Below are 23534 nucleotides of genomic sequence, written 5' to 3' on the forward strand. Positions count from 1 at the left end.
TTTCCGGGCAGAAGGCCGGTACATCATGACCGAAACCAAGACCCCGCTAGCGCCCTCCGCAGCCCTGGACACAGCTCACATCGGTGACATCAAAGGTGCGTTCGGCACCATCCGCGTCAACGACGAAAAGCCCCGCTCGGGCATCAAAGCACGCCTGAAGACCCTGCTGGCGATCATCGGACCCGGGCTGATCGTCATGGTCGGCGACAACGACGCCGGCGCTTTCGGCACCTACACCGAGGCCGGACAGAACTATGGAACGTCTCTCCTCTGGACTCTGCTGCTGCTGGTTCCCGTGCTGTACGTGAACCAGGAAATGGTGCTGCGCCTGGGGGTCGTCTCCGGCGTCGGACATGCCCGCCTGATCCTGGAGCGCTTCGGCAAGTTCTGGGGCGCCTTCAGCGTCATCGACTTGTTCATCCTCAACGCCCTGACCATCGTCACCGAATTCATTGGCATCAGCCTCGGCCTGGACTACCTCGGAATCCCCAAGATCCCGGGAATTCTCCTTGCCACCGCAGTGATCGTGGGCGCCGCGAGCACCGGCTCCTTCAAGCGCTTCGAGCGGGTTTGCCTGACCCTGGTAGCCGGGTCCCTGCTGCTGGTGCCGATCATCTTCATGGTCCATCCCGACGTCGGACAAGTCGCCCACGATTTCGTCGTGCCCGGCATGCCCAAAGGGGCGGACCTGTCCACGGTGACCTTGCTGATCATCGGCATCGTCGGAACCACCGTGGCGCCATGGCAGCTCTTCTTCCAGCAGTCGTACATCATCGACAAGCGCATCACTCCCCGGTTCCTGAAGTACGAGAAGGCCGATCTCTGGCTGGGAATCACCATCGTCATCGTGGGCGCCGCAGCGATCATTTCCTTCACGGCGGCGACATTTGCCGGTACCCCGGAGTTCGGCAACTTCACCGACGCCGGTGGTGTCGCCGTCGGCCTCGAACAGCACGTCGGAAAGGTTGCCGGTGTCTTGTTTGCCCTGGCACTGATCGATGCCTCGATTATCGGGGCCGCCGCCGTCGGGCTTTCCACCTCCTATGCGCTCGGCGACGTTCTGGGGCTCAAGCACTCCCTGCACCGGAAAGTGTCCGACGCCAAAGGCTTCTACGCAGTGTTCGCTGGAGTCCTGCTCCTCTCGGCCATTGTGGTCCTGATCCCGGGCAGCCCTTTGGGTCTGCTCACCGTCGGGGTCCAGGTGCTGGCCGGGGTCCTGCTTCCCTCGGCCACGGTGTTCCTGCTGCTGCTCTGCAATGACAAGCAAGTGCTGGGACCTTGGGTGAACGGTCGGTTCATGAACTTCTTCACCTCGGCTGTGATCGCGGTCCTGGTGATCCTTTCCTTGGTGCTGACCGCCGGGGTGTTGTTCCCGGACATGGGCTCGGAGGCCATCCTGGGCATCCTCATAGGAGGCGCCGCCGTTTCCGCCGTCGCGGGGGTTGTGTTCCTGATCTACCGCAGGATCCACCCCGCAGCGCCGAGCCCCGATGCAGTCGACCGTTCACAGCGGGCAACCTGGCGCATGCCCCCGATTGCCCTGCTCACCGCCCCCAAACTGTCCACTGGGCACCGGATCGGCCTGACGGTTCTGCGAACTTACCTGCTGATCGCGATGATCCTGGTCATCGTCCGGGTGGTCCAGCTAGCCCTTGGCACCTGATGGTTCCCGCGTCATCGAGGCCATTACGCGGATGGCCGATTACAATCTGCTTACCCGCTGGTCGCGCCGCGGACCCAGCCACCACGCCAACCGCGGCGGGGACAGGAGAATTCCATGAATGATGGGCACCGCACAAGCTCTCAAGGTCCCCGCCATATGCGCCCCAAGTCCCGGCGCAAGTCCGTCATCCTGATCTCGGCGACGGCGGTCGCCGCAACCGTGGCCTTGGCGGTCGCCGTCGCGGTCACCTATGTGGGCGCGACGGCGGTTGCGGTGAACAACAACGTCCACCGCTCGGATGTCCTCAAGGACCTGAAAACGCTGCCCCAAGCGGTGCCAAAGCTGAGCCAGGACACGAACATCCTGATCATGGGCCTCGATACAAGGGTCGACGAGAAGGGCAAGCCACTTCCTCCGGAGATGTATGACGCCTTGCACGCGGGGGATGAGAATATCGGCGGCTACAACTCCAACGTCCTGATGCTCATCCATATCCCGGCGGACGGTTCCAAAGCCGCGGGGATCTCCATTCCCCGGGATGACTACGTCCAGGTGGATAGCATACCCGGGAGCGGCCCCTTCAAAGCCAAAATCAAAGAGGCCTACGGCTACGGTTTCGCAGCGGAGAAGACCTCCTTGATCAATGCGGGAAAGCCCGACGACGATACCACCTACCAGGCGGCGCGCGACGCCGGGCGCAAAGCCGAAATAGCTACCGCGACCAAGTTCCTAGGCAGCGTACATATCGACCACTTCCTCGAAGTCACCATGGCCGCGTTCTATCAGACGGCCCAAGCGATCGCCCCCATCACCGTGTGCGTCAACCGGGCCACCCAGGACACCTTCTCCGGGGCCGACTTCAAAGCGGGCATGCAGCAGATTGACGCCAAACAGGCCATGGCTTTCGTGCGGCAGCGCCGGGACACGTCCGACCCGACGTACCTCTTCTCGGACCTGGACCGCGAACGCCGGCAGCAGGCCTTCATCGCCTCGGTCTCCCACCAGCTCAAGGACGCCGGGACCTTCACCGACCTCGGGAAAATGCAGGGTGTCCTGGATGCCGTGAGCAAGAACATCGTGGTTGATTCGGAGCTGAACCTGATCCAGCTCGCCCAGCAGGCGACGTCCCTGACCGGGGGCAACATCTCCTTCAGCACCCTGCCGATCACAGGCTTCGGCTGGTCCCCGGATGGCGCCTCCATCAACACCGTGGACGTCAACCAGGTGCACGCCACCGTCAAGGAACTCCTCACCCCGGTACCGCCGGCTCCCGCACCGACGACGACGGCGACCCCGACGACGGCGGCTGCCTCACCTGCGGCACCCGCACCCGAAGCGCCACCCGCCTCAGGGGCTGCACCAGCCACTCCGTCGGCACCCGCAAGCAACGTCTACGCGGATTCCACCGGAGCACTCCAAGGCGGTGCCATTGCCTGCGTGAAATAGCGCAGCATCTAGGTAGCTCTCTCCGATAGGCTCGGCGAATGAGCGAAAATACACCGAAGCTCGCAGGTTACCTGGACAAGCAACAGCCGGGGCTTTATCAGGCCCTGTCCGGCTACGCGGGTCAGGTCACTGCCGAGGCGGACAGGACCGGGATCCCGCGTCGCACTCTGGAGTTGTTGAACTACCGGGCTTCGCAGATCAACGGCTGCGCCTTTTGCCTGGATCTGCATCACCGTAGGGCCATCGGCTACGGGGAAACTGAGCAGCGGCTTTCCCTGGTGTCCGTGCATGGCGAGGTGGGGCTCTTCAACGAGGCCGAACAGGTGGCGCTTGAACTGGCCGAACAGATCACGCGGATGAGCACCGCCCGTCCGACGGCCGAGCTGTTCTCACGCGCGCGGAAGGTCTACACCGACGAACAGATCAGCGTGCTGTGCATGGCGTGCATCGGCATCAACGCCTTCAACCGCCTGTCTATCCTGAGCGACCATCCGGTGCGCAAGGCCCATTCGTCGGGATGAAGCGTGCGAAGTCGCACGATTCCTCTTAGCGTTGTGGAGGCTCGGTGCTTGAATTCTTCCGCCTACTGCGCCACCACAGGTAGAGGCCCCAGCATCCGAGGCCCAGGACCAGAACTGATGCGACAGCCCGCCACCAGACAAAAGGCTCCCACAAGGCAAAGAGAAGTGCATAGGCAAAGAACGAAGCGCTTATCCAAGGATTCGGAATCTTGTTGGCCATCGGGCCACCTTTCGGATGTGAGTGCTTGGCGTCAGTCCGCTGCCGAAATGACGAGGTAAGGTCGGTGGAAATATCGACCGGGATGCTCTCCAATGCCGGTAGCGCCTCCACTTTTGCCACGAGGCGCGAGGGACCAGCGAGGATGCTGGAGTCCAAGTCGATGTTGGTAGCGAGGAACCAGGTTTCGTCTCGAGGCCAGAGATAACTTGGCGTGATCCCGTTTCCGGCTGTCCAACCGAATTGAGGACGCGCCATGAATGCCGCCCCGGCAAGGTCGCTTGAGGTGAAATTGTAGAGAAGAAATTGGTTGCCTTGGATAGAAACCGTTTGTCCCTTTCGGATGGCTTTCCCCGAAGACCGATCTTCCAGGAGCGGTTCCCACCCTGCCCAGAAGGCAGCGAGGAACTCGCCGGCCGTCAAAGCCACTAGCACGTCCGCGAGAGCGCTGAATCCTCTGGCATCGAGTCGCCCCTCTTCGGGAGGAAACACCGTACCGACTCCGGACACTGTCGCTGGTTCTCCGTAGACCCCTGACAAGTCGGCCCAAATTGTCCCAGGCTCCAACTTCAGGCCTCGTGAGGAAGCCACCTCGGTCCAAGTGACCTGTGGTTCGGGTTCAGTGCCGGGGCCCGGTACGGATGTGCTGTGAGCTCTATGAAGGATGCGTAAGTATGACTCGAAGCCCGCAGGGACGATCCCTTTGACCCTCGCGGAATCGTCAAGTCCTGCTTGCCACTTCACCAGGTTGTGGTCGTTCTCAGATCTCACTGTCTTTCCGATTTCCACTCAATTGACCCCTGCTTTCACTCGGCGATTGACCAAGGCGCGCGAACACGGGCCGCCCTGGGCCATCGATGCTTTGCCGGCCGTAGGATTCTGATCCTAAGCAGTCGTTTCCACCTTTGGGTCTGGATTCCGCAGAATTGAGTGCCAAATCTGACTAATTGAGTACCAAAGCTGAGCAAATTGAGTGGTGCACAGACTGCTCTCTGTGAGTGAGCGTGCTTCGCCTGGGAGCGTAGGTAAGCAGCCGGCGTGCCGAGGAACAGATCAGCGTGCTGTGCATGGCGTGCATCGGCATCAACGCCTTCAACCGACTGCCCATCCTGAGCGAGCATCCGGTGCGGAAGGCCCGTTCATCGTCGTGAGAGTGACTCACTCCGTAAACGTAAGGTGGAGGAATGACCCCACATCATGACCCGCGGGCAAAGGCAGCAGTTGTAGGCACGGGCGGTTGGATTGCCGCTGCGAGAGCGCTCGAGACTGCCCGCCCTGACCGGCTGTTCAACGATCCGTGGGCCGAACTTCTGGCGGGAGAAAGCGGAAAAGCCGCCTTGGAAGCCGCGGACTACAATCCGTTCCTGCCGGTCCGGACACGATATTTTGACGATCGCATCCTCGGAGCCGCCCAGAAGGACTCCCAGATCGTCCTGCTTGGTGCTGGCTTGGATACGAGGGCCTTTCGGTTACCGTTGCCGGCCTCCTGCACCGTGTTCGAGATTGACTACGCGGATGGGTTCACGGAGAAGGAAGCCATCCTGCGCACCACACCGGCCCGATGCGAACGAAGGTGCGTCCACGCCGACCTGTCCGGCCCGTGGACGCCGGCGCTTCTCGATGCAGGCTTTGACCAACGCACACCAACGATTTGGGTTGCCGAGGGGCTCTTCTTTTACTTGGCTGAGGCCGACGTCGAGTCGCTGGTCCGCGACACCGCAGCTTTGTCCGCCGCTGAGTCCATCTTCCTGGCGGATATCTTTGGCACCGGCCTGTTGGACCTGGAGGGCATGGCTCCGCTGGTGGCTGCGCGCAGGAGCACCGGCCGGCCGCTGCCCTTCTGTACAGATTCACCGGAGGTGCTTTTTCGGGCCGGGGGCTGGAGCGAGTCGACGGTGGTCCAGCCTGGACAGCCTGCGGCAAATTTCGGCCGATTAGCCCAGGTCCCCGATACAAGAGACGCCGGACACCAAACCAACCTCCGCACCTACCTGTTGACGGCCACGCTCTGAGGCCCGGAGCTAACGACTTCTTGCCCGGACACGCCGAAATCTTGCATCAGGGATTAGCGTTTTTGAAAATCCATTCGTAAGATTTGCCGTATGTCTATGGGGAGATTAGTTCGTAAAGCAGTTATTCCGGCCGCTGGATTGGGCACGCGCTTCTTGCCTGCCACCAAGGCGATGCCGAAGGAAATGTTGCCGGTAGTCGATCAACCGGCCATCCAATACGTGGTTGAGGAAGCCGTGAAGGCGGGCCTCAGCGACGTGCTGATGATTACAGGCCGCAACAAGCGCGCCCTTGAAGACCACTTCGACCGTGCGCCTGATCTCGAACGCACTTTGGAGCTGAAGGGCGACGAAGCTCGCTTGGACGCCGTGCAGCATGCGTCCGGGCTTGGGCCTATCCACTATGTGCGGCAGGGCGAACCGAAGGGCCTGGGCCATGCAGTGCTGTGCGCCAAGCAGCACGTCGGTGACGAACCGTTTGCAGTGCTTTTGGGCGACGATCTGATTGACGAGCGGGATCAGCTTCTGTCAACCATGATCGACGTTCAAGCCAAGACTGGCGGCTCGGTGATCGCGCTCATCGAAGTGGAACCGTCGCAGATCAGCGCCTATGGCTGCGCGGACATCACACCCATCGAGGGGGAGGACTACGTCCGGGTCAACAGCCTTGTGGAGAAGCCTTCCGTTGAAGAAGCGCCATCAAACTTGGCTGTGATTGGACGATATGTCCTGCACCCGGCCGTGTTCGATGTCCTCGAAGAGACCGGGCCCGGGCGCGGCGGCGAGATCCAGCTGACCGACGCGCTTCAGACCCTCGCCAAGGGCGAAGGCGAAGGCGCCGGCGTTTACGGGGTCGTCTTCCGCGGACGTCGCTACGATACCGGGGACAAGCTCAGCTACTTGAAGGCCGTCATTACGCTGGCGTCCGAGCGGGCCGAATTCGGTGAAGATCTCAAAACCTGGATGAAGGAATTCCTGGGTTAGGAGTGCTGCATGCTTAGCCGGGCATAGCGGAGAATCCTGAGGATGGCCGGAGCCAGCTCGTCTTCCATCCGCAGATATGCTTCGGCGCCCTGTTTGTAAGGGTCGGCGACGTCGTTGTCCGAGGATTTCGCCGCCAGGACGAGGTGACGCACGGAGGACGCCCGCGCCGGCAGTTCTCGCCATAGTTGGTTGTAGTCAGAGTCCGACGGCGGCGCGTCGCCTCGTTCTTCAAGGGCCGTCACCATCCGCGCGAATTCGCGGATGGTGAACGTCCGCCTGAGCAGGGAAGCGTCCAGCTGCAGAACTTCCCCGCGATGGTGGGATGCCATAGTGAGTACCAGGTCCGCTTCCCTCAGGATCTTTGAGGTGAGCTGGCGCGCGGCAAAGTCATCAGGGGTGCCGCCGTACGTGCGGATGATGTCCGCTGAGAGCGGCTGGACGGGGCTGCCCACCATGGCGCGGGTGCCGGCGCTGCGCACTTCGAAGCCGCCGGCGAGAACCTGGTCCAGGCCCGCCTGGAGCAAACGTTCGGCTACGGGGGAGCGGCAGATGTTGCCGGTGCAAACGGTCAGTATCCGAATGGGTTGGGGCGATTCCAAAGGTATAGCTCTTTCACTTAGCTGGCAGGCGCGCGTGACACCTGTGTTTTACAAGTTAACACGAGAGTCATAATCACGAGTGCCGTAGCAGGGCGAAGGCAGCCACGCCGAAGGAAACCGCGGCCAGCAGGATCAAAAAAATGATCGGCCAGGCCGCTCTCGGAATCGCTGGAAATGGTGGAATCGCTGGCAACCCCACCCTGAAGCTCAGCCGCTTGCGGCGTCGCCAATGTCTCCCCATGTTCATAAATTACCGTATGCGCAAACAAGGAGGGGTTGTTTCCGGATCACCGGAAACAACCCCTCCTCTTGTTTAGCGTTTAGGCTGTTGTTGCGGTTTCGTTCTTTGCGCGGCGGCGGGCCACCACTACAGAAGTCGTGCCTGCTACGAGTGCGCCAGCGCCAACCAGGCCCCAAAGGATCAGGCTGGAGTCGACGCCGGTGTTGGCCAGGCCAGTACCACCGGTGTTGGCCAGTGCTGCTCCACCCGTGTTTGCCAAGCCCGCACCGCTGACACCGGCGGCAACCACAGTTGCGGTCACGGTGTGGCCGGAGCTCGCTCCGACGGCGGTCAGCTGGTAGGTACCTGCCGCGCTCAGCGTGACGTTGGTTGAGAAAGCGCCCGAGCTGTTGGCAATAGCGGTCACCGCAGTGGGAGCCAGGTGAAGACCGCCTGGGACCGCCATAGCGATGCCATTGCTCGTGCCGGGTGCTGCTGCGCCTTGGGCAGTAGCAGTAAAGGTAATCGTGATGTTGATGGTTTCGCCGGGCGTGAAGCCGGTGCCGGAGAATACGACGGTTCCGCCGACCGTTACGGTTGAACTGGAAACGGTGCCCGGTGCCGGTGCCGGGTAATCAACGGCCATTGCTGGTGCCGAAGCGGCAAGTGCGATGGTGCCCGCAAGCGCGAGCGCTGCAAGTGATTTCTTCAATTTTAGTCCCCCTGAGACCCTGGTACGTACTTGAGACCTGCTACGCAATTCATTGTGTTGACGTGATTTCATCCACCACGAACACGTGAACTGAAATCTGAGACCTACCCAAGAGAGAAACTACCATCCTAAGGGTGCTTACCGCAAAGTAAATCCAAACTCGTTACAAAGGGTTAACGTGCCGTCTATCCCGCGGCGCCGCATGTTTCCGATTTGGTAGGGAGAACCACCTTGTCAACGGATTCGACAGTTGGTGTCACCACCACTTCAGGCTGGTTGTGCTGCACGATTTTTCCGAATGTGAATTCCACGGTGCTGCTTTGCCCCGGTGCCAGACGCACTGAAAGGGTTGCAACGGGCCTATTGTCGTGTTGCTGTGCGCCGAAGGGGACTTTGTTCCCATCTTGGGTAGCCGTTACCACCTGGGACTGGGCAGGCCCGTAGGCGATCACATTGCTTTGGGCCGTGCCGGGCGGCACTCCGTAAGCACCGCCGCCGGTCACGTAGGCGGGCAAGGAGGTGGCCGCATCAGCTGGAGCGGTGTTGGTGCTGGTGATCCGAACCTTGACGGTTCCGTAGCCATCGGCGGGGCACTGTGTTACCAGCTGGACGGTGCGCTTCACGTAATAGTCCATTTTGGCGCCCGTGCCGTCGTTGAAGTAGGCCCCGAATTGGGCAGCTGGCACACTGGGTCCTGAGATGGATCCGCTCAACGGGTATTTCCCGAGAGTGGACTGTTCGCTGGCCTCCGTAGACCAAAGCAGCACTCGGTGCTCTTCGACGCCTTTCCCGAGTCCGGTAAGAATGCTCTTGGTGTCGCCCTTTCCTGAGGAGAGCGCTCCGAAGACTTCCTTGGCCACCGCAGCGAAGTAGAGGTCTTGCGGTTTGGGATTATTGAATTGGACATAAACGTCGGAGAGAAGGGTTTTCACCACGTTGCTGCCAGAGAGTTCGCTGGGCAGTTTTCCGGCAGTGAGCGCGAGCAACTGCGGGTCTTGAAGAGTGACCGGTCCTGTGGCGTCGAGGATGTAGCTAAGGGCTACGGGATCGATCGAGACGGCACCGTCAAGGCGCTCACCCTTTTTCTGTTCCCACATCTTCAATGCGGTGGTGGCGGCGGTTGGGAAGTCTGGAGTGAAATTTACGTCCTGCATAAAGGTGCCCAGGCGATTGCTATAGATACGCTCTTGCTCGGCGTCAACATCCACAGGCGGCGTGAACGCACCAAGATCGTGGGCGCTGGTCTGGGAGGCGAGGCTGAGTTTGCCTTTGTCTGCTGTCAGCACTGCCAGCGCGCCGGGAATGCCGCCACTGGCCCGGGCCTCGGCATTGTTCTGGACAAGGAGCAGGTAGTGCCGGGGTTTGTCGGAGCCCAACATCCCAGGTGCTAGGCCCGCGACGTCGGAGGCAGTGTCCAGTTCATTAACAACAGAGCCAAGCTGTTGCCTGGCCTGTATCAAAGGTCCGGCGACCTGGGGGAGCAGGCTGCCGGGGTCGATCCCATCCAGCCGTTCGGCCGAGACACGCACGGCGTGTGCTGCGGACGCGACGGCGGGGGCAGCCTTGCGGATTGGGTCAAGGTCCGTGCCGCTCGCGCTTGGCATCAGCTTGTCCCAGTTCAGCGAATCATAGACCTTCGCCAAGGGCGCGACGCCAAGAGTGGCCACATCGTCCGCTGATCGGGCGATTTCAGCTGTCGCGGAGAAGTTGGCGCCCAACCAGGGAATCGCCGAGGCGACTGACCAGAGGGGGTCAGCGGCGGCGTCCCGAGCAGCGGCAGTGTGGTGCCGTAGTTCGTCGACAAGAGAAGCTGCATCGGCCGGACGGTTCTTGAGAACGCTTTCTTTGAGTTTGGGAACCAACTGGGTCGATGCTTCAAGTTCTGACCTGATGGTCGAGGCCTTGGCAACAAGCCACAGGGCGGCGGCTCCGGCGATCACGGCGAAGACCACAAGGCAAAGTCCAGCCGTCAGCAACCGACGGCGACGCTTGCTTGGAACGGAGCTTCGCTCTCCCCTGCGTAGTTCGGGTTCCTCCGGGATGGTTTCGGATTGTTGAGTATCAGTCACGCTTAAGGCCTTCCGAGTCCGCGGTAGTGCCAACCGGCGGCACGCCATTTCGCTGAGTCCAAGACGTTTCGTCCGTCCAGGATCCGGAGTCCGGCGACGCCGCTGCTCACCTCGAAGGGGTCAAGGTCTTTGTATTGCTGCCATTCGGTGAGCAGGAGGAGGGTATCGGCTCCAGCCATCGCCGTTTCCAGGTCCGGTTCATACTGCAGTTCCGGGAACCGTTTTTCCGCGTTTTCCAGGGCCTTCGGGTCGGTCACGGTGACCACCGCGCCCTGGAGTTGAAGTTGCGCGGCGATACTGAGCGCTGGCGAGTCGCGGACGTCGTCGCTCTCGGGTTTGAAGGCGGCACCGAGGACGGTGATGCGGTGTCCCAGCAGGCTTCCTCCGCAGAGTTCGCGAGTAAGCTCTACGACGCGCGTGCGGCGTCGCATATTGATGGAATCCACTTCTCGCAGGAAGGTCAAGGCCTGATCGGCCCCCAGTTCGCCGGCCCTTGCCATGAAGGCCCGGATGTCCTTGGGGAGGCATCCACCGCCAAAACCGATGCCCGCGTTGAGGAATTTGCGGCCGATCCTGTCATCCATTCCGATGGCATCTGCGAGCCGGGTGACGTCTGCGCCTGCCGCTTCACAAACCTCGGCCATGGCGTTGATGAATGAAATTTTGGTTGCCAAGAACGAGTTGGCAGCCGCCTTGACCAGCTCGGCAGTGGGGTGGTCGGTCACCAGACGCGGGGTTCCCGTGGAGAGCGGAACGGCATAGACCTCGTCCAGAACAGAAACGGCCGCGTGATCTTCCGAGCCATCGGCGACGCCGTAGACCAAGCGATCGGGTGAGAGGGTGTCCTGGACGGCATGACCTTCGCGCAAGAATTCGGGATTCCACACGAGGTGTGTCCCTGGTTCGCTCTCGGTGAGGACGTTACCTAAGCGGGAGGCAGTTCCCACCGGGACGGTAGATTTTCCGACCACAAGGTCGCCGGACCGAATGTGGGGGAGGAGCGCCGCTACAGCTGCATCAACATAGCGAAGGTCGGCGCCGTTTTCGCCTTTCTTCTGGGGTGTCCCCACGCAGATGAAGTGGACAGCGCTACCTGCTGCTGCGGAAATGTCTGTGGTGAAGGACAGCCGTCCCGTCTCCTGGACGTCTCGAAGGAGTTCATCCAAACCAGGTTCGAAGAACGGGGCACGGGCGGCGGACAGCGTGCTGATCTTCCGCTCATCCACGTCGATGCCGACCACCTCGTGGCCAAGCTTGGCCATGCAGGCAGCGTGGACTGCACCGAGGTAGCCGCAGCCGATGACTGAAATTCGCATTGTGTTGCCTTCCCCAGAGGGTCGTTCCTGCGTCAGTGGTAATTAGTAGGCTCCGTGCCCAGTGAGGACAGCCCTCGCAGTGCGGAGCAGAATAATCAGGTCACCGGCCAATGACCAGTTTTCCACGTAATAGAGGTCCAAGCGGACCGAGTCTTGCCAGGAGAGATTAGATCGTCCGCTGACCTGCCAGAGCCCAGTAACTCCCGGTTTGACCAGAAGGCGCCGACGCACGTCCTGTTCATAGGACTCCACTTCAACGGGCAATGGTGGGCGTGGCCCCACCAAGCTCATGGAGCCGGACAGAACGTTGAACAGCTGTGGAAGCTCGTCCAAGCTATATCTGCGAAGGAAGCCCCCCGTGCGTGTTAAGCGTGGATCGTTCCTGATTTTGAAGAGAACTCCATTCCCTTCATTCCGGTGAGCGAGCTCAGCGAGCCTTGACTCAGCGTCGGCCACCATGGTGCGGAATTTGAGCATCCTGAAGGATGCGCCCTCAAACCCGACGCGCTCTTGCCGGAAGAGGATCGGACCAGGGGTATCGAGCTTTACCATGAGGGCCAGCACTGTCAACAATGGCGAAGACAGAACAATCAGCCCAGCCGAGACCGCCACGTCGAACAATCGTTTCGCGACGCGTTGACCGGCCTCAAGACTGGGGGTGGTGACGTGGATGAGCGGGAGTCCGGCAATCTGCTGTGTGTGGATGCGTGGTCCGGCAACGTCGGTGAGGGCTGGTGCAAGAATGAGACCGATGTTGCGGTCGGCCAATTCCCACCCAAGTTGGCGCAGCGTTCTCGGATTGAGCTGCATCCCCACTGTGACGGCGACGGCGTCAGCTGAGCACCGTTCGATCGCGTCGAGAATCGCGTGGGTCGTCGGCTCATGGCCAAGTACCGGGAGCCCGATGGCGGCCAGTTCTTGAGAGTGGGCGGAGTCGCCTGTGGTGTAGGCACCGATGGGAGTGTAGCCGGCGTGCTTCTCGCGGACCAGAGTCTCAGCGAGGTGGATGACTGCCCCAGAACTTCCGAGTAGCAGAAGGCGCGACATTCGCCGGCCCTTCTGTCTGTGGATGCTGAGGTGCTGCCGAAGAAGCCAACGTGCCAGAAGGAGACCGCCGAGCCCTGCAGGTAGGGCAATCCCGACGTATCCGCGGGCGGTGTCTACCCGGAAGACATAAGAGAAGATGGCAACAAAACCAAATAGCCAAAGGGAAGCAGCTGCTACCCTCTTGTACTCATCAGGTCCTGAGCCGAGGATCCGGCTCTGCCTCGTGTTCCACGCCCCAAGCATGAGCCACCATGTGATGGCAAGGAGTATCGACAAGGAAACATAATCTTGTCCAGATATTGAAACGCCCGAGTCCAGTCCGAACCGGATGCTGTAGGCGCCAGCAACAGCCCAGACGATCACCAAGGCGTCAACTATTCGGAGGGTCCGCGAAGTACGCGCCCTCCAGTTTGCCTCTTGACTCAAAGAGTCCCCCATTTCAACTTGAGTGCCTCTTGGACTTCTCAGTTACGGATTTCAGCCAAATTTGATCTGTACCAGTCCACAGTGGCCTTGATCCCTTCTTCCAGACCAATGGAAGCAGACCATCCAGCGTCGGCGAGCTTGGAAACATCCAGCAGTTTTCGTGGTGTGCCGTCGGGCTTGGAAGTGTCCCATTCGATGTCACCGGAGAAACCGACGGAACTTGCCACGATCTCGGCAAGCTCCTTGATAGTCACATCCGTCCCGGTTCCGACATTCACTTGTTCCGGGCCGTCGTAGTTCTCCAGCAGATGTAGGCAGGCGGCGGCCATATCGTCCACGTGCAGGAACTCACGCCGCGGCGACCCGGTGCCCCAGTTGGTGACCACGGGGGTACTGGACTTGGCCGCTTCGTCGTAACGACGAATCAGCGCAGGCAAAACGTGGGAACCTTCCGGCGAGAAATTGTCGCCAGGCCCGTAGAGGTTGGTGGGCATGGCTGATATCCACGGGAGGCCATACTGTCGGCGAACTGCCTGCACGTGCATGATGCCTGCGATTTTCGCAATCGCATAGGCGTCATTGGTCGGTTCGAGGTGACCAGTGAGTAAAGAATCCTCGCGGATTGGTTGCTCTGCGAACTTCGGGTAGATACAGGACGACCCAAGGAAGAGGAGGCGTTCGACACCGTGCTCGCGGGCCGCGTCCAGAACATTCACCTGGATACGCAAATTGTCGCTGAGGAAGTCCACAGGATACGTGTTGTTGGCGAGAATACCGCCCACTTTCGCGGCTGCCAGCACCACATAGCGGGGCTTGCTCCGCGCAAAGAACTCGAAGACAGCGTCGCGGTCCTTGAGATCGAGCTCGGCCGAAGACTTGCCCACAAGCTGGGTGAACCCCTCGGTTTCCAGCTTGCGCCAGATAGCGGATCCCACCAAGCCGCGGTGTCCTGCTACATAGAAGGTCGAGTCACGGTCAAGGCTGCCCGGCATGAACGAGATGGGCTCTGACATCAGTTCTTCCAACTATCGAGATCGACGCCATCGATCCAATCGTTGCCCGCGTGCTTCAAGGCCTCGATGTCGGCGTCCACCATGATTCGGGCGAGCTCCGGTGTGTGAACGGTTGCTTTCCAGCCAAGTTTCTCTTGTGCCTTCGAAGCATCACCCACAAGGGCGTCTACTTCGGTTGGGCGCAAATAGCGCTCGTCAAAACGCACATGGTCTTCCCAATTCAGGCCAGCGTGCTCAAAGGAGATTTGGAGGAAGTCACGGACGGTGTAGTTGCCGCCCGTAGCCAGAACAAAGTCGTCCGGTTCGTCAACTTGGAGCATGCGCCACATTCCCTCCACATACTCGGCTGCGTATCCCCAGTCGCGTACAGCGTCGAGGTTTCCCATGAAGAGGGCGTCCTGTTTGCCAGCCTTGATGGCCGCCACGGCCCTGGTGATCTTCCGGGTGACGAAGGTTTCTCCGCGGCGGGGCGATTCGTGGTTGAAAAGGATGCCGTTGACGGCAAACATTCCATAGGCCTCACGGTAGTTCTTTGTCACCCAGTAGCTGTACACCTTTGCCGCACCGTAAGGAGAACGAGGGTAAAAAGGAGTCTCTTCGTTCTGCGGAGGCGGTGTGGCGCCGAACATTTCCGAGGAAGACGCTTGGTAGAACTTCGTTTCGATACCGGACATTCGGACGGCCTCGAGCAGGCGAATAGTGCCGATACCAGTCGTGTCTCCAGTGTGTTCCGGCTCGTCGAAGGAGACCCGGACGTGCGACTGCGCAGCGAGGTTATATACCTCGTCGGGCCGGATTTGGGCAAGCAACGTCACAAGGCGTGCGCCGTCGCTGAGGTCTCCATAGTGGAGGAAGAGCCTCGCCTTGACGTCGTGGGGGTCCACATAAAGGTGGTCGATCCGTGCCGTATTGAAGGTTGATGCCCTGCGGATCAGTCCGTGGACTTCGTACCCCTTGCTGAGGAGTAGCTCCGCCAGGTAAGACCCGTCCTGTCCGGTGATACCAGTGATGAATGCACGCTTTGCCAAAATTGCCCCCATGATGCGTTATTAGATTTTGCGATGCCTAGCGGCCGCGCCCTGATGCAAGGCCGGACAGGAACTCATCATAGTGGGCAATAGCAACGGCTTTGGACAATGTGACTTGTCGAAATTCGAGCCCACGGATGGCCAGCTCCCTGGAACGATCGTGATCTGAACTCAGGTCCTCCAGCGCGTCCAGAAGTGCTGCAGGATTACCTGCGTCAACCCTTATGCCACCTCCCGACATTTCAATTTCTGATGCGGTGACGCTGCCTGGGTCTGTCGCAGCCACCACAGGTACTCCGGCATTAAAATAAGACGTCAGTTTGCTGGGAACGGCCATGTCTTTGACCCCGCCGCGTTCATTGACAAGCAGGATGTCAGCGGCTGCCAAGGCCTGCTGGAATTCGTCTCCTGGCAGAGGATCAACAAAATCAAGGTTTCGGACCCCGTGAGCTGTCGCTTCCAAGACCTTGCGCTGATTGCCGTCGCCCATGAGCACAAATCGAACTTTGCTCTGCCTCTCGCTGGCTAGCCGGGCAGACGCGACCACATTCTCTAGTCCCTGTTTTTGACCCATGTTCCCCGCGTGGAGGACGATGATGTCATCATCTGACCACTTCATTTTGTGCCGAATGGCGGTTCTATCCGATGGCGGAGTAGGAGGTAGGTGCGTCCAGTTTCGAATGACTCGGATATTGCTAGCCGGGACGCCAACTCTTGACACCATGAAGTCCCTGAAACGCTCATGGATGGCGACAACCCCGTGACAAGACCTGAGAATCAATCCTTCAACCGTCGTCATTGCCTGGGACAGCCGTTGTCCCCCAGTCCCTGTTTCGACGACGCCGTGGCTGTAGATGTCTTGGACCCAAATGCCAACTCTTGGGCGGCGAGTTCCGAATTTTGCCTTCAAGAGGGCCAGTCCGGAGGAGAACAAAGCAGGGCTGACGAGGAGGATGACGTCCGGGGAATGCCAACTTGCCAGTATCAAACGCAGGCCGAAACTCAACTCCATTATCAGTCTGGAGAGGGCAGTCGGTTTTCCTGGGATGAAATGGCGTACCCGCGTCACCTGGATTCCATCAATTTCTTCCTTGGACGTGAGCCCCGTGTACCCATCCCGGAGCCTCCACTCGGGGTAATGCGGGTATCCCGTGATGACGTGGACCTTGTGTCCAGCTTCCCGCAGCCCCTCAGCCAGGCCGGAAGTGTAAGGTGCGTTTCCGGACGGTTCGGGGGAGTAGTTGAGACCAAGGATTGTAATTCTCATGACCTTGCGCGCCTTAATGTCATTTGCCGAGCATTTTCGTGATTCCACTTGTGAAATTCTCGACCATTCTGTCGATCGTCGGATAGCGCCATTGCGTCGGTGCAGTCTCAGGCCTATGGGCGGGGAGAGTGCGCAAGAAGCTCTCTATCAGTCCGACGTAGGAGGCAACATCGTTGGCGGATGTCAGTCTGCTTTGACCCTCAACAAGGAATTCGACCTCCGGCGCGTGGAAGGGCCAGTCCGTGGTGAGGAGCGGGACGCCCAGCACCAAGGCATCAACCGCGACAAGTCCGATTCTTCCTGGGCTCAGAAGCCCGCAGCTGACAGCGCCGATCGTTGCTAGCTCGGACGAGCCCACGTACCCCATCATGATTGATTGTCCGCGGTCTACCGAGGACTGAAGCAGGTGGGCGTCTGATCCCTTTCCGCCGATAAGTACGCGTACATCAGGCTGTGATGTCCAAAGCATGTCCAAGGCGGAGGCGAGAAAATCGATCCTCTTGCTGGAATCCAAGCCTCCGACATAAGCCAAGGTCCGGTGCCGTCGGAGACCGTGGAGGGCCATGAATTCGGTGACCTGCTCGGGACTGAGCCTTGCCTTCGCTGTGGCCAGTTTGGAGGTGTCAGTGGCATTCATGACTGTGGTGACGTTTTGGCCGGGGACGCCCGCTTCGAGCGCGTAGTCCTTGCCGCCTGGCGCATATGCAAATACATGGTCGGCTTGCCGCAATTGCCAACGTTCAAGTGCCAGATCTACCGGGTTTCCGGCCTGGACGTATGGCTTGATGTGGCCCCAAAGACCAACTTTGAGGCGTCCTCTGCGGGCGTCATTGATCGCAAGATAGGTATCCAAAGACGAGCCCAGATGACCAACGATCACGCCGTCAGCGTCTTTCCAGAGCTTTCTCGCACCGCCCAAGCCGACGGTGACACCGCCGATGCTTAGCTGTCGAGCGTCGTAGCGCCTGATCCACTCAGCGTCAATTGAATCGCCGCGCTCAGCTTGTGCTCCTAGGGGGGAAGAAGCAGCTACGACACAGTCAACCTGATGGTGATCTTTCAACCTGCTGATCAGATTGCAGAAAAACTCCGAGCGATACTTTGGAACATACGGTTGGACAATAACCACTGACAAACGCTTCGTATGTCGGGACAGGCTATCCATGATTGGCCACCACTCGAGCATAGGTTTCGACGATCGTTTTCGATATCCGTCTCATGCTGAACTCACGCTTGGCAAGTGCCTCGGCGTTTCGCCCAGTTTCCTGCCGCAAAAGTTTGTCTTCAATGAGACGGGCGACCGCATCAGTAAGGGTATCCGTGTCCGATCCGACCACGAATCCTGCTTTGGCGTTCTCGATGAAGGGCGCCAAGCCACAAGTGTCAGTAACGACAACCGGCTTGCCCAGTGAGAGTGCTTCGAGGACCGACATCGGGAAGGGCTCATTGACGGACGGAAGAACGTAGATCGAACAGCATGCCAGGCGTTCAGCGACGCGTTCCGGTTCGAGGGCGCCTTCCCAGCGAAGGAATTCGCTCATCCCGGTTGCGGAGACTGCATCACGCACAGCTTGGCCCTGGCCTTCGTCCGGACCCACCATGACGAATCGAGCTTGGGGGAACCGCAGATGCAGTCTTTTGGCCATTTCGACGAATACTATCGGTCGTTTTCGAGCCTGCAATCTTGCCAAGAAGAGAATCTCAATTGTTTCAGACTGTGATTGCGCCGATTCCGCCGGGGAGTCCGGAACGCCGTTCAGCAGCTTCGCGAAGTGAAGCGAGTCCGGCGCTAAGCCCTCAAGATCCTTCCGCTCCTGTTCGGTGAGATAGAAGACCCGACTCGCTGCCCGGAGTACCGGGCGCGTAAGATATCGGTCAAAAGGGCCCGCCAGCACTCGTGAGGACGCGTCGATCATGCCATGCGTCTGGACAACGTAGGGCACACCAGCGCGAGCGATAGCGTTTGCGGCCGGCATCGTCAGCAAATCGCGCCCCAGATGAACATGACACACATCGGCAGTGTGAGCTGTTTTCCTGATCCAACTGTGCAGCCCCGGGGACATCGTTCCGGCGAAGCCGAGTTTGGGGATGAGCTTGGCATTGAACAGCTTTACCGGAACTCCATCAAAGCTGTTTGGGAGGGTCGTTCCGAAGCCAAGTGCTCCGGCGGCAAGGGTCACGTCGTGTCCATCTTCAAGGAGCGCACGAGTCTGGTTGATGGCAACCCGTATCGGGCCCCCATAGGCGCCCTCCGGAGTCACAAGAGTCGCGATCTGGATAATTTTCATGGGCGAGGCGATTCTTCGGCGATCCTGGCAATCGGCGCTAGAGCCCGGCCACCAGCCGGAACGTCTTTCACGACGAGTGCCGTCGCGCCGACGACGGCATCTTTGCCTACTGTCACGCCTCTCAGAACGGTTGCCCGGGCAGCAATCCAGGCGCGATCGTGAATTCGGATCGGAGCATTGTCGAACTCAAAGCTGGGCGATTTTGGGTTGTGGCTTCCAGTGCAAATGAGCGCGCCCTGGGAGATGCAGACGTCGGATCCGATCTCAATGGGTTCCAGATTTAGCAGCCAGGCGTCAACACCTATCCAGACGTCGTCTCCAATCACCAGCTTCCAGGGCCAATGGATCCTTACGCCCTGGCGAATGAGGACCCGCTGTCCGATCTTGGCGCCAAAGATCCGCAGTATTTCAACCCGAAGCGGCGAAGGGCACCAGATGCGTTCAACCACGGTGGCAGAGGTCAAAACCCAGAGGGCCTGAACGAACTTCGGACGCCCCTTGTTGTATCCAGAACCGGAGAAGTTCGCGAGTCGCCTGACGATCGGCAATGGAATCCCCCTCGTTGAGACCGAGAAAACAAAAAATCGATTGATTAACGCGTTACGCAGCCAACCTATCAACTTCGAGGCGCTAGCGGCTGCTGGCTACCGCAGCCCGACGAATTGCGTCGCTGAACGTGTCTGCGAATCGCTCCGGAGTCCACTGCAAAATTTCAGGGTTTGGGATCTTTCCGCTCCAAGAATCGCGGGACTCCTGAAGGCGCGCGGCCAGGTCATCTAAACTGCGATTCGCAACGAAGACTCCCTGCATCGATTCCACGGATGGAACAACTCCACAGTTCGAAGAAACAACAACATGCAGCCCCGACGCCAGCGCCTCGTTGACTACCATGCCCCAGACTTCATCGGACGAGGCAAGAACAAGCGTGTGATGCTTCGCCATCAGTTCAGGAAGTAGATCGTTGGCAAGATACGGATGAAATTGAACTGCACCCCCCTCCTGCCCAGCCAGTTTCGTCAAGTCGTCCTTGAGGTGGCCGGAGCCAACGATCGTGAGCGTGTCCTCAGGCCCCGCGATATCCCTGAAAGCCGTGATAATGGCATCGACTCGCTTTAGTGGGATTAGTCGTCCAACGTATAGGTAGTGGTGGCCGTCGGATAACCCGCGAGGGGCCTCGGCCTGGGAGGACTTTTGATGAAAGGACCTAACGTCAACGGCATTGAAGCCTTCAAGAATCTTGGATCGGTGTACTCCAATGTGCAGCAGGGCTTCTCGGGCTGCCGGCCCAGGCACCACGACCGAATGCATCTGGCGAAAGAAGCATGAGCGAATCCACGCGACTGGTCCTCTTGGATGCTTCATCGTGGCCAAAGTACTTTCATAGAAACCGACCCGTCCCACCCCGAAGACCATGGACGCTAAGAGCAAGAACCAATATGCCGGTGATTCCCACCCCCCGAAGACCACTGCATCTTGATCGCCGACGGCCAGGATCGGCAGAATCCCTTTGAGCACGTAGTACCTAGCCTCACCAGCTTTCAATTTCCATGTAGGTATCTCGACGAAACGTGCACTCGGCGTCTCCTCAACCTGCCAGTCCGCACCTCTATTCGCCTTGGAATCTGCTGCGAGGGATTCTCTCGACTCAAGAAGTCCAACGGTTAAGTCATGGTCTGTCCGCAGGTGATTCCAGACGGGCATCCGGTAGGGAGCCGCGAAGTTTGTCACCCAAAGTACTCGCGTTAGAGCGTTCATGCTTCCGGCCTTGGGCCGCCCCCGATGCTTCACGACTTGAGTCGCCCTTCTAATAAGTACGGGCAAGTTACGGCGCTAGACTGCAGCCGATCGATTGCCAAGCCATTGGTCGCGCCGATGATACATCGTGAAAGTGGACTAAAAAGAAACCTGGAAGCAAACAGAAATTATTTTAGTCAGTCTCGGGACGGTTGACTGTTTTCGGAATCGCGGCGCGGTGGCTCCATGCCAGAGGGGGTTCACCCAACCGGTATGATTGCGCCGATGGCTGGAACCATTCCGTCCGATGGCGAATTTGACTGCACGCCAGAAGTTCAACGACACAGGGGGTACACGGTTTGGATCTGAGGGATTACCTTCTCACTCTGCGCCGCAATTGGGCACTGGTTTTGGCGGCGACGCTTTTGGGACTCTTGGGCGGGGGAGGAGTATCGCTCTTGGTCAAACCCACCTACACGGCTGATACCCAGCTTTTTGTCGCGACCCAAAGCTCCGGTAGCGTGACGGAGTTGGCACAGGGAAACTCCTTCAGCCAGGCCCGGGTGCAGTCATACGTCAAGACGGTGACAACGCCCATTGTCCTACAGCCCGCCATAGACAGTCTTGGGCTCAACGTGACCACAGACGAGATGGCCCAGAGGGTGAAGGCCAGCACCGACCTTAACACGGTCCTTATCAACATTTCCGTTTCGGACAGCTCGCCGGCTCAGGCGGCTGCCTCGGCACAGGCAATAGCCAACAGCTTGATCAAAGCCGTTGACCAACTGGAGCGGCCCAGAGGTGGTGGCGCGTCCCCTGTGAGTCTCTCGGTCATCACACCCGCCCAAGCGCCGACCCAACCTTCTGCCCCGAACCCCAAGCTGAACTTGATTCTCGGTATTGTGATCGGTCTTGCATTGGGAATCGCGGCCGCGATTCTTCGAACCGCGCTTGATGTCAGAATCCGCACCGAAGCTGACGTTCGGCGCGTGACGGACTCGGCTGTCCTAGGAGGAATCGCTTTCGACCAAGACGCGACCAAGAAGCCGCTGTTGACACAGGCCGGCCCACAAAGCCAGCGGGCCGAGTCCTTCAGGCAGCTTCGCACGAACTTGCAGTTTGCAAATGTCTCAGGCCACGCCAAGTCTGTACTGATGACGTCCTCTTTGCCAGGCGAAGGCAAGAGCACCACCGCCACAAATCTCGCAATTGCGTTGTCGCAGTCAGGTCAGAATGTCTGTCTTGTCGACGCCGATCTTCGCCGGCCGATGGTCGGCGAATACTTGGGACTCGACCGGAACGCAGGGCTGACTACTGCCCTCGTGGGTGCGGCCGACGTAAATGATCTCCTCCAGTCATGGGGTCAGGGTGGTCTCTATGTTTTGACCTCTGGCCAAATTCCGCCCAATCCCAGTGAGCTGTTGGGTTCCGATGAGATGAAGGATCTCATTGGACGCTTGGAGCTTGCGTTTGATGCGGTAATTATTGATGCTCCTCCACTCCTTCCCGTCACTGATGCCGCGGTCCTTGCCCAGCACGTCGGAGGCGTATTGATGGTGGTTGGTTCGCAGAAGATCAAGCAGCACGATCTTAAGAAGTCACTCAGTGCGCTTGAACTGGTTGGCGCGAATTTACTTGGAGTCGTGCTGAACAGGGTTCCTGCCAAGAGTGGTGACGCATACGCCTACACGTATTACGGAAGCGAAGGGTCCCGGGGTTCGAGTCGATTGGCGGAAGGGACGTCCGTGGACAACCTTGAGGCCTCTGACCGGGAATCTGAGGATCGCGGCGTCGTCAGATCGCCATCCGTATTTCCCAGGGTCCGCGGGTAGCGCTGGTGGATAGCCAGCGTCGGCGGCGCGTTCTGGTGGTGGAGGGGAACGCCGACGGCCACAGACTTTATTACCTGTCGCTTCTGGTCGCGGCTGCTTTGGAAATGGGGGATGAAGTTCATGTCGCGACAACTTCGAGCGCCGTCAACTCTAGTGAGTGGCGCGTGCACATGGAACACCTCGCTTCGGCAATTTCTCTTCAATTGGTGAGCGAATTCTCCATTGAGAGTCTGGGCGCGCTTTCCAATGATCTCGGTGTAGACCACGTGGTTATTCCAGACGGCGACTCTTGTGCATACGAGATTGCCAAGGGTCGTCGCTGGTTGGGGCGCGGTACGATCGCCATTTTGGTGATGCGTGAAAAAGGACAACCGACCAGGGTTCCTGGCTTGGCTCCCATCAAGACTTTCGCCAAGCGGACCGTACTCCAGTTTGCGAATCGGGCTCCCCGAGTTCAGATTCGCGTGTTGAAAAGCGCACCTTGGCGAGGACGCTCCGCTCTCGCTGTTTCACGTGATCCGGTGAGCTTCATGACGCATGAGACATCCAGTGAACTCAGGGCCATTCTGCCGCCAGGAATATTTTGGTTCGGTGTCGTTGGTAGTGTCGATCCGCGGAAGAACCTTCCGCTGGTTGCCTCTGCGGTCGCTTCTTTGAATCGCAACGACGTTGGACTGGTCGTTGCGGGACGGGTTCGTGATCACGTGCTGGAGAATGCGCAGTCATCGTTTCAGCTCATTCGTGCGATGGGTGGAAGAATCCTCGTGATTGATCGCTTGCTTGAGGAACCGGAATTCGACCAGATCATTGCTGAACTTGATTGCGTCGTGCTCGCGCACTCAAATGAAGGATCAAGCGGGATCCTGGGAAAGGCTGCGGCCGCAGGAACCCGCATAGTTGCCGCTGGCGCGTCAACGCTGCGTACAGATTGTAAGAACATCGGCCCAGGTGCCGAGTGGTCTCCGTTGGATGTCCGGTTTCTGGGTGAGTCACTTGCCCGGGCGACAGCAGCGCCGCGCCCGGCCCCCCGGATACTGGCCTCCCCGGGACAATTTGCCTCGGGTCTTCTCGGTACGCGTCGGTGAGGAACCTTCTGAGAGACTCATCTCCCTGCCCACGTCGGCTGAGCCCCTGAGCGTCCTT

At 59.4% G+C, this 23534-nt stretch carries 19 protein-coding genes; 7 read left to right on the top strand and 12 right to left on the bottom strand.

Annotation, left to right across the window (positions count from 1 at the left end; translation table 11 throughout):
* Positions 1-25: 25 nt before the first annotated feature.
* From AC1DJB_RS19125 to galU, 5 genes are all read left to right on the top strand, one after another.
* Positions 26-1663 carry an NRAMP family divalent metal transporter gene (locus tag AC1DJB_RS19125; protein WP_476910704.1) on the top strand — a complete coding sequence of 546 codons (1638 nt, stop codon included), beginning with the start codon at positions 26-28 and terminating at the stop codon, positions 1661-1663.
* Positions 1664-1819: 156 nt separating this feature from the next.
* The gene (locus AC1DJB_RS19130; protein ID WP_476910705.1) at positions 1820-3109 is read left to right on the top strand and encodes an LCP family protein; all 1290 of its coding nucleotides are present in this window, start codon (positions 1820-1822) and stop codon (positions 3107-3109) included.
* 38 nt (positions 3110-3147) lie between these two features.
* Entirely contained in the window at positions 3148-3630 is a 483-nt protein-coding gene (locus AC1DJB_RS19135) for a carboxymuconolactone decarboxylase family protein (RefSeq protein ID WP_476910706.1), read from the top strand.
* 1401 nt (positions 3631-5031) lie between these two features.
* Positions 5032-5859, top strand: coding sequence for a class I SAM-dependent methyltransferase (locus AC1DJB_RS19140; protein WP_476910707.1), 828 nt, complete (start codon positions 5032-5034; stop codon positions 5857-5859).
* A gap of 90 nt (positions 5860-5949) precedes the next feature.
* Complete coding sequence (galU, locus tag AC1DJB_RS19145) at positions 5950-6840, top strand: UTP--glucose-1-phosphate uridylyltransferase GalU (protein WP_476910708.1); 891 nt, start codon at positions 5950-5952, stop codon at positions 6838-6840.
* Here galU and AC1DJB_RS19150 read toward each other — a convergent pair.
* The 12 genes from AC1DJB_RS19150 to AC1DJB_RS19205 all read right to left on the bottom strand — a co-directional run bounded on the left by AC1DJB_RS19150 (position 6837) and on the right by AC1DJB_RS19205 (position 20580).
* Positions 6837-7439, bottom strand: a complete 603-nt coding sequence (locus AC1DJB_RS19150; protein WP_476910709.1) for an arsenate reductase/protein-tyrosine-phosphatase family protein — start codon at positions 7437-7439, stop codon at positions 6837-6839. The genes galU and AC1DJB_RS19150 overlap by 4 nt on opposite strands.
* Positions 7440-7759: 320 nt before the next feature.
* Positions 7760-8371, bottom strand: coding sequence for an LPXTG cell wall anchor domain-containing protein (locus AC1DJB_RS19155; protein WP_476910710.1), 612 nt, complete (start codon positions 8369-8371; stop codon positions 7760-7762).
* A gap of 185 nt (positions 8372-8556) precedes the next feature.
* The gene (locus AC1DJB_RS19160; RefSeq protein WP_476910711.1) at positions 8557-10440 is read right to left on the bottom strand and encodes a DUF4012 domain-containing protein; all 1884 of its coding nucleotides are present in this window, start codon (positions 10438-10440) and stop codon (positions 8557-8559) included.
* A 2-nt stretch (positions 10441-10442) separates the two neighbouring features.
* Positions 10443-11756, bottom strand: coding sequence for a UDP-glucose dehydrogenase family protein (locus AC1DJB_RS19165; protein WP_476910712.1), 1314 nt, complete (start codon positions 11754-11756; stop codon positions 10443-10445).
* A 42-nt stretch (positions 11757-11798) separates the two neighbouring features.
* The gene (locus tag AC1DJB_RS19170; RefSeq protein ID WP_476910713.1) at positions 11799-13241 is read right to left on the bottom strand and encodes a sugar transferase; all 1443 of its coding nucleotides are present in this window, start codon (positions 13239-13241) and stop codon (positions 11799-11801) included.
* Positions 13242-13267: 26 nt separating this feature from the next.
* Positions 13268-14242, bottom strand: a complete 975-nt coding sequence (locus tag AC1DJB_RS19175; RefSeq protein WP_476910714.1) for a GDP-L-fucose synthase family protein — start codon at positions 14240-14242, stop codon at positions 13268-13270.
* Positions 14242-15270, bottom strand: a complete 1029-nt coding sequence (gmd, locus tag AC1DJB_RS19180; RefSeq protein ID WP_476910734.1) for a GDP-mannose 4,6-dehydratase — start codon at positions 15268-15270, stop codon at positions 14242-14244. Before gmd ends, AC1DJB_RS19175 begins: the two co-directional genes overlap by 1 nt.
* Before the next feature lie 37 nt (positions 15271-15307).
* Positions 15308-16537 carry a glycosyltransferase family 4 protein gene (locus tag AC1DJB_RS19185; protein ID WP_476910715.1) on the bottom strand — a complete coding sequence of 410 codons (1230 nt, stop codon included), beginning with the start codon at positions 16535-16537 and terminating at the stop codon, positions 15308-15310.
* 19 nt (positions 16538-16556) lie between these two features.
* On the bottom strand, positions 16557-17417 hold the full coding sequence (locus AC1DJB_RS19190) for a glycosyltransferase (protein WP_476910716.1): 861 nt from the start codon (positions 17415-17417) through the stop codon (positions 16557-16559).
* Positions 17418-17694: 277 nt separating this feature from the next.
* Complete coding sequence (locus AC1DJB_RS19195; RefSeq protein ID WP_476910717.1) at positions 17695-18825, bottom strand: glycosyltransferase; 1131 nt, start codon at positions 18823-18825, stop codon at positions 17695-17697.
* Positions 18822-19373 (bottom strand): DapH/DapD/GlmU-related protein, encoded by a 552-nt coding sequence (locus tag AC1DJB_RS19200; protein ID WP_476910718.1) that lies wholly within the window; start codon positions 19371-19373, stop codon positions 18822-18824. The genes AC1DJB_RS19195 and AC1DJB_RS19200 overlap by 4 nt, the downstream gene beginning before the upstream one ends.
* An 82-nt stretch (positions 19374-19455) precedes the next feature.
* Positions 19456-20580: a glycosyltransferase family 4 protein gene (locus tag AC1DJB_RS19205; RefSeq protein ID WP_476910719.1), complete on the bottom strand. Its 1125-nt coding sequence runs from the start codon at positions 20578-20580 to the stop codon at positions 19456-19458.
* Positions 20581-20918: 338 nt separating this feature from the next.
* On the opposite strand from AC1DJB_RS19205, the gene AC1DJB_RS19210 reads away from it, so the two are divergent.
* Complete coding sequence (locus AC1DJB_RS19210) at positions 20919-22391, top strand: tyrosine-protein kinase domain-containing protein (protein ID WP_476910720.1); 1473 nt, start codon at positions 20919-20921, stop codon at positions 22389-22391.
* Positions 22392-22396: 5 nt separating this feature from the next.
* On the top strand, positions 22397-23476 hold the full coding sequence (locus AC1DJB_RS19215) for a glycosyltransferase (protein ID WP_476910721.1): 1080 nt from the start codon (positions 22397-22399) through the stop codon (positions 23474-23476).
* Positions 23477-23534: the final 58 nt, after the last annotated feature.

Source organism: Arthrobacter sp. 01T428, assembly GCF_056398685.1.